Origin of the sequence: Paractinoplanes pyxinae (assembly GCF_026626335.1) — a bacterium.
Taxonomy (GTDB): Bacteria; Actinomycetota; Actinomycetes; order Mycobacteriales; family Micromonosporaceae; genus Actinoplanes; species Actinoplanes pyxinae.
In genome coordinates this window covers 168,258-175,846 of record NZ_JAPNTZ010000023.1, presented here as the reverse complement: position 1 = coordinate 175,846, position 7,589 = coordinate 168,258, and the positions used below count along the sequence as shown (strand labels likewise).

The window sequence follows — 7,589 nt, the reverse complement described above, 5'->3', positions numbered from 1 at the left end:
GCAGCGCCTCGAGCCGGCCCTGGCTGATCTCGGGCTGGTAGGGCGTGTAGGCGGTGTACCAGGCCGGGTTCTCCAGAACGTTCCGCTTGATCACGGCCGGCGTGAACGTGCCGTAGTAGCCCAGGCCGATCATCGAGGTCGTCACCCGGTTGCGGCCGGCGATGGCCCGCAGCTCGGCGATCGTCTCTTCCTCGGAGGCCGCATCGGGCAGGTTCAGCGAGCCGTGCCAGCGGATGACCTCGGGGATCGCCGCGTCCATCAGGGCGTCCAGCGACGCGTACCCGATCGTCTTGAGCATGTGGGTCTGCTCGTCACTATCCGGACCGATATGCCGGGATGCGAACGTCATGACGGCTCCTAAGAGAGGTCGACAAGGCGGCCTCCCCCTCTGTCACCGCGCACGGCTTCAGAGTCGCCTGCCCACGCGGTCCTTTTGCCTGAGAGGTTCCGGGGAGGATTTGCCCCTTCGGCGCCGTCGCCAATCACTAAGATGCGACGGTCTCTCCCGCATGGCTGGCAACCAACCTACCAGCGATCATGGCCGGACCCCCTATCTCTAGGGTGGGGTTGTGACCTACACCCCCGCGGGCGACCGCTACGACACCATGCCCTACCGGCGGACCGGACGCAGCGGGCTGAAGCTGCCCGTCATCTCGCTCGGACTGTGGCACAACTTCGGCCACGAACGGCCCTGGCAGCGCCAGCGCGACATCGTGCGCCGCGCCTTCGACCTCGGCGTCACCCACTTCGACCTGGCCAACAACTACGGCCCGCCGCCCGGCAGCGCCGAGGAGAACTTCGGCCGGATCCTGGGAACCGACCTCAAGGCGCACCGCGACGAGATCGTGGTCTCGACCAAGGCCGGCTACGACATGTGGCCCGGCCCGTACGGCGACTTCGGCTCGCGGAAATACCTGGTCAGCTCGCTCGACCAGTCGCTGCAGCGGCTCGGCCTGGACTACGTCGACATCTTCTACCACCACCGGCCCGACCCCGAGACGCCGCTGGAAGAGACCATGGGCGCGCTGGACGCCGTGGTGCGGGCGGGCAAGGCCCAGTACGTCGGTCTGTCGAACTACAACTCGCAGCAGACCGCCGCGGCCGCCGCCATCCTCAAGGACCTGGGCACGCCGCTGCTGATCCACCAGCCGTCGTATTCGATCCTCAACCGCTGGATCGAGAAGGACAACCTGCTCGACACCCTGCAGGAAGCCGGCGCCGGCGCGATCGCCTACAGCCCGCTGCAGCAGGGTCTGCTCACCGACCGCTACCTCGGCGGCATCCCCGACGATTCCCGCGTGCGGACCAGCCGCTTCCTCAACGAGGAGGCCCTGGACAACCAGACCCTGGGCCGGATCCACGCGCTCAACGACATCGCCAAGCGCCGCAACCAGTCGCTGGCCCAGATGGCCCTGGCCTGGGCGCTGCGCGACGAGCGCATGACCAGTGTGATCATCGGCGCCAGCAGCGTCGAGCAGCTCGAGAACAACGTCGCCACGATCGGCAATCTGCAGCTCTCGGCGGAAGAGCTCGGCGACATCGACGGCACGGTGCTGGATCTCTGACGATGATCGAACGCACGATCCTCGGGGTCGTGGTCGGCTCCCGGGCCTACGGGCTGGACGGGCCCGATTCCGACCACGACCGCCGGGGCGTGTACGCGGCGCCGACCCGGGCCTTCTGGTCGCTCGACAAGCCGCCGACCCACTTCGACGGGCCGCTGCCGGAGCAGTTCACCTGGGAGATCGAACGGTTCTGCACGCTCGCCCTGCAGGCCAACCCGACCGTGCTCGAGGTGCTCTGGTCCCCCATCGTCGAGACGCTGACCGACGACGGCCGCGCTCTGTTGTCCGTACGGCAGGCGTTTCTGTCACGCAAGGTGGCTGCGACGTACGGCGAGTACGCGCGCGACCAGCTCAACCGGGTGTCCGCACGCCGCGAGCGCACCGGCGAGACCAACTGGAAGCAGGCCATGCACATGATCCGCCTGCTGCTGGCCGGCGCCCACGTGCTGCGCACCGGCGACGTGCTGGTCGACGTGCGGTCGCTGCGCCCGCGCCTGCTGGAGGTCAAGAGCGGTGCGGTGCCGTGGAATTCGGTGGTGGCCTGGGCCGCGGAACTCCAGGATGATCTGGCGTCGGCCCGGGAGTCGACCGGTCTGCCCGAGGCGCCTGATCGCCGAGCGGTAGATCAACTGCTTTTCGGCGTACGGGAAAGGGGGTTGAAGTGACGACCGAAGTGCCCGAGTGGTCGGCCGAGGTGGTGGCCGAACTGCCGTACCCGGTGATCTTCGCGACGGTCAGCGGGGCGCACCTCTACGGCTTCGCCTCCGTCGACTCCGACCTCGACCTGCGAGCCGCCCACCTGCTGCCGGCGACCGAGGTGGTGGGCCTGCGCCTCGGCCCGGAAACCCTGCAGAACAGCGGCTGGCGCGACGGCGTCGAACTCGACGTGGTCAGCCACGACCTGCGCAAGTTCGCCCGCCTGCTCAACAGCCGCAACGGCTACGTCCTCGAACAGCTGCTCTCGCCGCTCGTGGTGGCGACCGGGCCGCTGCACAAGGCGCTCGTCGAGCTGGCGCCGTCGTTCGTGACGTCCGGGCACGCCCACCACTACCTGGGCTTCGCCACGTCGCAAGAGAAGCTGTTCGACAAGACCGGAACGCTGAAGGCCGCGCTGTACTGGCTGCGCGTGCTTCTGACCGGCCGGCACCTGATGCTGACCGGCGAACTCGAGACCGACCTCGCGGTACTCGGAACTGCTTTCCCGTACGTTCCGGAGCTCATCGAAATTAAGCGGACTGCCGAGAAGGGCCCGTTCCCGGCCGCCCTGGAAGCCCGCCTGCGTGCCGACGCCGCGGCCCTGCGGGTGTCGCTGGAAGAGGCACGCGACAGCTCTCCCCTTCCCGCGCACCCGGCCGAGGATGCGGTGGAGGCGCTGCACCAACTCTTGGTGGATGCGCGGCTGGGCTACCGTCCTCCGGCGTGACGCACTCGCCGCTCGAGATCACCGCCGACCTGGTTCACGAGCTGGTGCGCGACCAGCACCCCGACCTCGCCGACCGGCCCGTGCGGCTGGGCGCCCGCGGTTGGTCCTGCCAGCTGTGGCGCCTCGGCGACGACCTGGCCGTCCGCCTGCCGTGGGCCGTCGGCGACGCGGACGAGCTGCTGGTCAAGGAACACACCTGGGTGCCCACGCTGGCCCCACGCCTACCGCTGCCGGTGCCCGTGCCGCAGCGGCTCGGCCGGCCGTCCGCGCTGCTACCGCGCTCGTGGATCATCACGACCTGGGTGTCCGGCACGCCCGCCGATCTCAGCCCCGTCGTCCACGGCGCGGACGCCCTGGCCGCGTTCCTGACCGCACTTCACCAGCCGGCACCCGCCACTGCGCCCACCGGGCGCGACCGCGGCGGCCCGCTGGCCGATCGGGACGCCGGCTTCACCGCCGGCGTGACCCGCACGGCCGAGCGCGGCCTGATCGACGACCCCGACGCCGTACGGGCCGTGTGGAAGGACGCCCTCGCCGCCCCGCCGTATGCCGGCCCACCGCTGTGGATCCACGCCGACCTGCACGCCGCCAACGTCCTCACCACCGACGGCGCCCTGACCGGCATCATCGACTTCGGCGACCTCTGCGCGGGCGACCCCGCCTACGACCTCTCCGCGGCGTGGCACCTGCTGCCCGATCCGGACGTGTTCTTCCGCTCGTACGAACCAGCCGTGGACGACGCCACCCTGCGGCGAGCCCGCGGCTGGGCCATGGCCCGAGTCCTCAGCGGCCTGCTGATCGGCCACGACCCCGGCCCCGGCGGCAAGCCCAGCTGGGCGCCGCCGGCCCGAGCCGCCCTGCACCGCCTCCTCGCCGACTGACACCCGCATTCACGCTGTTAGATCTTTAGGTCGGCGCCGAAGGCGTCCGTTCGTGTTCTGCGGCTCCGCCGCTAGGCCGTCCTAGGAGGCTAGGAACTCGGTTTGGGCGGCGTGTCGGTTTACGCTGATCGCATGTCCACCGCTGCTCGTGTCGCTGTCCACCTCGCCCGGCCCCACCGGCCGGTGCTGGTGGCGGGCACCCTCGGCGAACTGTGCGGGCCCACGGCGGGCTTGGTCGAGCTCCCGCTGCGGTTGTGGTGGGGTCCGCAGCGGGCGTTCGACCTGGCCGAGCCGACGATGCTCACCTGGATGTACGAGAACGTCCTGCGCGAGGCCATCCGAGTCGAGGAACTGCGCACCTACCTGCACGGCCCCACGCTCATCCAGGTCTGGCCCGAGCTCAACCTCCCCCGCGGCGTCCGCGCCGCCTGGGAGGCCCGCCACGCCTACCTGCGCTACGCCGCCCGCCTGGTCGACGCCCACTGACCGCCCCCGCGGGCGACCGATAGCCTGGCTCGATGGCGGGCGTCGACGACTTCTACTCCGAGGTTGCTCGCATCGCGCTGGCTGAGGCGACCAAGCACGGCTTCGTGCTCGGCGGCGGCTTTGCCTGGCTGGTGAACGGGCTCGTCCAGCGCCCGACCGAGGATGTCGACCTGTTCACCGACACGGCCGGGGGCGTGGCGGCGGCGGCCGACGAGGTGGCTGAGGCTCTTCGCCAGGCCGGCTATCGGGTCGTGCGGGAGGAGGGCGACGAGCTCTTCGAAGGCATGGACGAAGACCTGCAAGAGTTCCTGGTCGCCACCGACAACCGGGCCTTGCGGCTGACGCTGTGCCGGCTGGACCGGTCGCAGAAGCCCGTCGTCATGGAGTTGGGGCCGGTCATGCACCTCGACGACCTCGTCGCCACCAAGGTCGCGGCTCTGGTGAACCGGCGGGAGGTCCGGGACTACATCGATGTAGCAGCCGCGCTCGAGCGCTACCCCCTCGACGTACTGCTGGAACTCGCCCGCAACGCCGACCCCGCGCTTGATCCGGAAGATGTAGCTGACGCGGGACGTTATCTCGATCGGCTGCACGACGCGCGGTTCGCGCTCTACGGCCTCACTACTCAGCAAATCGCCGAGCTGCGGCAACGCCTCGCGCAGTGGCCCCGCGAGTGATCAATAGAATGAACCCCCATCCGACCGCCCCACCCACCGCCCAAGACCGGACTAAAGACTCTATGACATTGACCGACCGCCTTCCCGGCACCAACGATCCCGACGCCGTGTTCGACGCCTTTCAGAAGTGGGCGACCGAGCAGGGGCTGGCCCTCTACACCCATCAGGAAGAGGCGCTCATCGAGATCGCCACGGGGGCGAACGTCATCCTGAACACCCCCACCGGCTCGGGGAAGAGCCTGGTCGCGACGGGCGCCCATTTCGTGGCGCTGGCCGACGGGCGCACCACGTTCTACACCGCGCCGATCAAGGCTCTGGTCAGCGAGAAGTTCTTCGCCCTGTGCGCGGTCTTCGGGGCGCACAACGTGGGCATGCTGACCGGCGACGCCAGCGTGAACGCGGACGCGCCGATCATCTGCTGCACGGCCGAGGTGCTGGCCAACCTGGCCCTGCGCGAGGGGGCGGACGCCGACGTCGGCCAGGTCGTGATGGACGAGTTCCACTTCTACGCCGAGCCCGACCGCGGCTGGGCCTGGCAGGTGCCGATCATCGAGCTGCCGCAGGCCCAGTTCATCCTCATGTCGGCCACGCTCGGCGACACCACCCGGTTCGTCGACGATCTGTCGCGGCGCACAGGCCGGGCCACGGCCGTCGTGGCCAGCGTCGAGCGGCCGGTCCCGCTTCTTTTCTCGTACGCGATGACGCCCCTGCACGAGACGATCGAGGAGCTGCTGCAGACCAAGCAGGCGCCCGTCTACATCGTCCACTTCACGCAGGCCGCCGCCCTGGAGCGGGCGCAGTCGCTGATGAGCATCAACATGGCCACCCGCGAGGAGAAGGACAAGATCGCGGCCGCCATCGGGAACTTCCGGTTCACCGCGGGCTTCGGCAAGCAGTTGTCCCGGCTGGTGCGGCACGGCATCGGGGTGCACCACGCCGGCATGCTGCCCAAGTACCGCCGCCTGGTCGAGACGCTGGCCCAGGCGGGGCTGTTGAAGGTCATCTGCGGGACGGACACGCTCGGCGTGGGCATCAACGTTCCCATCCGCACGGTGCTGTTCACCGGCCTGTCCAAGTACGACGGGGTGAAGACGCGCCTGCTCAAGGCGCGCGAGTTCCACCAGATCGCCGGGCGCGCGGGCCGGGCCGGGTTCGACACCCTCGGCACGGTCATCGTGCAGGCGCCGGAACACGTGATCGACAACGAGCGCGCCCTGGCCAAGGCCGGCGACGACCCGAAGAAGCGGCGCAAGGTCGTGCGCAAGAAGCCGCCGGAGGGCACGATCGGCTGGGGCCAGCCCACGTTCGACCGGCTCGTGGCGGCCGACCCCGAGCCGCTGACCTCGTCGTTCCAGGTGTCGCACGCGATGCTGCTCAACGTGTTGTCGCGCGGCGGCGACCCGTTCGAGGCCATGCGGCACCTGCTGACCGACAACCACGAGGAGCCGGCGGCCCAGCGCAAGCACATCCGGCGGGCCGTCGCCATCGCCCGGGCCCTGGTCGCGGGCGGGGTCATCGAGCGTACGCCGGACGGGGTCTACCGGCTCACCGAAGACCTGCAGCTCGACTTCGCGCTCAACCAGGCCCTGTCTCCGTTCGCCCTGGCCAGCCTGGAGCTGCTGGACCGGGAGGCGCCCGACTACCCGCTCGACGTCGTGTCGGTCATCGAGTCGACGCTCGAGGACCCGCGTCAGGTGCTCTCCGCGCAGCGGCAGAAGGCACGCGGCGAGGCCGTCAACGCGATGAAGGCCGAGGGCATCGAGTACGAGGAGCGGATGACGCTGCTCGAGGAGGTCACCCACCCGCGGCCGCTGCTGGAGCTGCTCGAGGGCGCGTACGAGACCTACCGCCAGGGCCATCCCTGGGTCGCCGACTACGAGCTCAAGCCGAAGTCGGTCGTCCGCGACATGTACGAGCGGGCGATGACCTTCACCGAGTACGTGTCGTTCTACGGCCTGTCCCGGTCGGAGGGCCTGGTGCTGCGGTACCTGGCCGACGCCTACCGTGCGCTCCGGCAGACCGTGCCCGAGGACGCCCGTACCGAGGAACTGACCGACCTCATCGAGTGGCTGGGCGAACTCGTGCGGCAGGTCGACTCGAGCCTGCTCGACGAGTGGGAGCGGCTGCGCAACCCGGGCGAGGCCGTCGAGGAGGTCCGCATCGACGACAAGCCGCCCGCGGTCACCCGCAATGTCCGCGCCTTCCGGGTGCTCGTGCGCAACGCCATGTTCCGCCGGGTCGAGCTGGCCGCGTTGCGCCGGTGGGACCTGCTGGGCGAGCTCGACGCCGAGGCCGGCTGGACCGCCGAACGCTGGCAGGACGCGATCCTGGACTACTTCGACGAGTACGACACGCTCGGCACCGGCCCGGCCGCGCGCGGTCCCGCGTTCCTGCACATCGAGGTCACTCCGACAGCCTGGCTCGTCCGCCAGGTCTTCGAGGACCCGGAGGGCGACCACGACTGGGGCATCGAGGCCACCGTCGACCTGGCCGCGTCGGACGAGATCGGCGCGGCGTCGATCGTGGTGACCCACGTCGGCCCGCACGGCGAGTAGGA

General features: G+C 69.9%; 7 protein-coding genes, 1 pseudogene and 1 riboswitch. Of the genes and pseudogenes, 7 read left to right on the top strand and 1 reads right to left on the bottom strand.

What is annotated here, in order from left to right:
• A pseudogene (locus OWR29_RS44630) lies at nucleotides 1–349 on the bottom strand (aminomethyl-transferring glycine dehydrogenase); the annotation flags it as partial.
• Between the two features lie 66 nt (nucleotides 350–415).
• Nucleotides 416–518, bottom strand: a riboswitch (glycine riboswitch).
• 51 nt (nucleotides 519–569) lie between these two features.
• Between OWR29_RS44630 and mgrA the strand changes: the two are divergent.
• The 7 genes from mgrA (at nucleotide 570) to OWR29_RS44595 (ending at nucleotide 7,587) form a co-directional block, all read left to right on the top strand.
• A complete protein-coding gene (gene mgrA / locus OWR29_RS44625; protein WP_324291316.1) occupies nucleotides 570–1,565 on the top strand; it encodes an L-glyceraldehyde 3-phosphate reductase in 996 nt (331 codons plus the stop codon).
• 2 nt (nucleotides 1,566–1,567) lie between these two features.
• Complete coding sequence (locus OWR29_RS44620; protein ID WP_267569716.1) at nucleotides 1,568–2,230, top strand: nucleotidyltransferase domain-containing protein; 663 nt, start codon at nucleotides 1,568–1,570, stop codon at nucleotides 2,228–2,230.
• Complete coding sequence (locus tag OWR29_RS44615) at nucleotides 2,227–2,988, top strand: nucleotidyltransferase domain-containing protein (RefSeq protein WP_267569715.1); 762 nt, start codon at nucleotides 2,227–2,229, stop codon at nucleotides 2,986–2,988. The genes OWR29_RS44620 and OWR29_RS44615 overlap by 4 nt, the downstream gene beginning before the upstream one ends.
• The gene (locus OWR29_RS44610; RefSeq protein ID WP_267569713.1) at nucleotides 2,985–3,869 is read left to right on the top strand and encodes an aminoglycoside phosphotransferase family protein; all 885 of its coding nucleotides are present in this window, start codon (nucleotides 2,985–2,987) and stop codon (nucleotides 3,867–3,869) included. The genes OWR29_RS44615 and OWR29_RS44610 overlap by 4 nt, the downstream gene beginning before the upstream one ends.
• Nucleotides 3,870–4,001: 132 nt before the next feature.
• The gene (locus OWR29_RS44605) at nucleotides 4,002–4,355 is read left to right on the top strand and encodes a hypothetical protein (RefSeq protein ID WP_267569712.1); all 354 of its coding nucleotides are present in this window, start codon (nucleotides 4,002–4,004) and stop codon (nucleotides 4,353–4,355) included.
• Nucleotides 4,356–4,387: 32 nt separating this feature from the next.
• The gene (locus OWR29_RS44600; protein ID WP_267569711.1) at nucleotides 4,388–5,032 is read left to right on the top strand and encodes a nucleotidyl transferase AbiEii/AbiGii toxin family protein; all 645 of its coding nucleotides are present in this window, start codon (nucleotides 4,388–4,390) and stop codon (nucleotides 5,030–5,032) included.
• A gap of 62 nt (nucleotides 5,033–5,094) precedes the next feature.
• Nucleotides 5,095–7,587 carry a DEAD/DEAH box helicase gene (locus tag OWR29_RS44595; protein ID WP_267569710.1) on the top strand — a complete coding sequence of 831 codons (2,493 nt, stop codon included), beginning with the start codon at nucleotides 5,095–5,097 and terminating at the stop codon, nucleotides 7,585–7,587.
• Nucleotides 7,588–7,589: the final 2 nt, after the last annotated feature.

Bases quoted from the DNA above. Each gene is read 5' to 3' on its own strand.
- OWR29_RS44620 (WP_267569716.1), top strand. From the start codon at position 1,568: ATGATCGAACGCACGATCCTCGGGGTCGTGGTCGGCTCCCGGGCCTAC.
- OWR29_RS44605 (WP_267569712.1), top strand. From the start codon at position 4,002: ATGTCCACCGCTGCTCGTGTCGCTGTCCACCTCGCCCGGCCCCACCGG.
- OWR29_RS44600 (WP_267569711.1), top strand. From the start codon at position 4,388: ATGGCGGGCGTCGACGACTTCTACTCCGAGGTTGCTCGCATCGCGCTG.
- OWR29_RS44595 (WP_267569710.1), top strand. From the start codon at position 5,095: ATGACATTGACCGACCGCCTTCCCGGCACCAACGATCCCGACGCCGTG.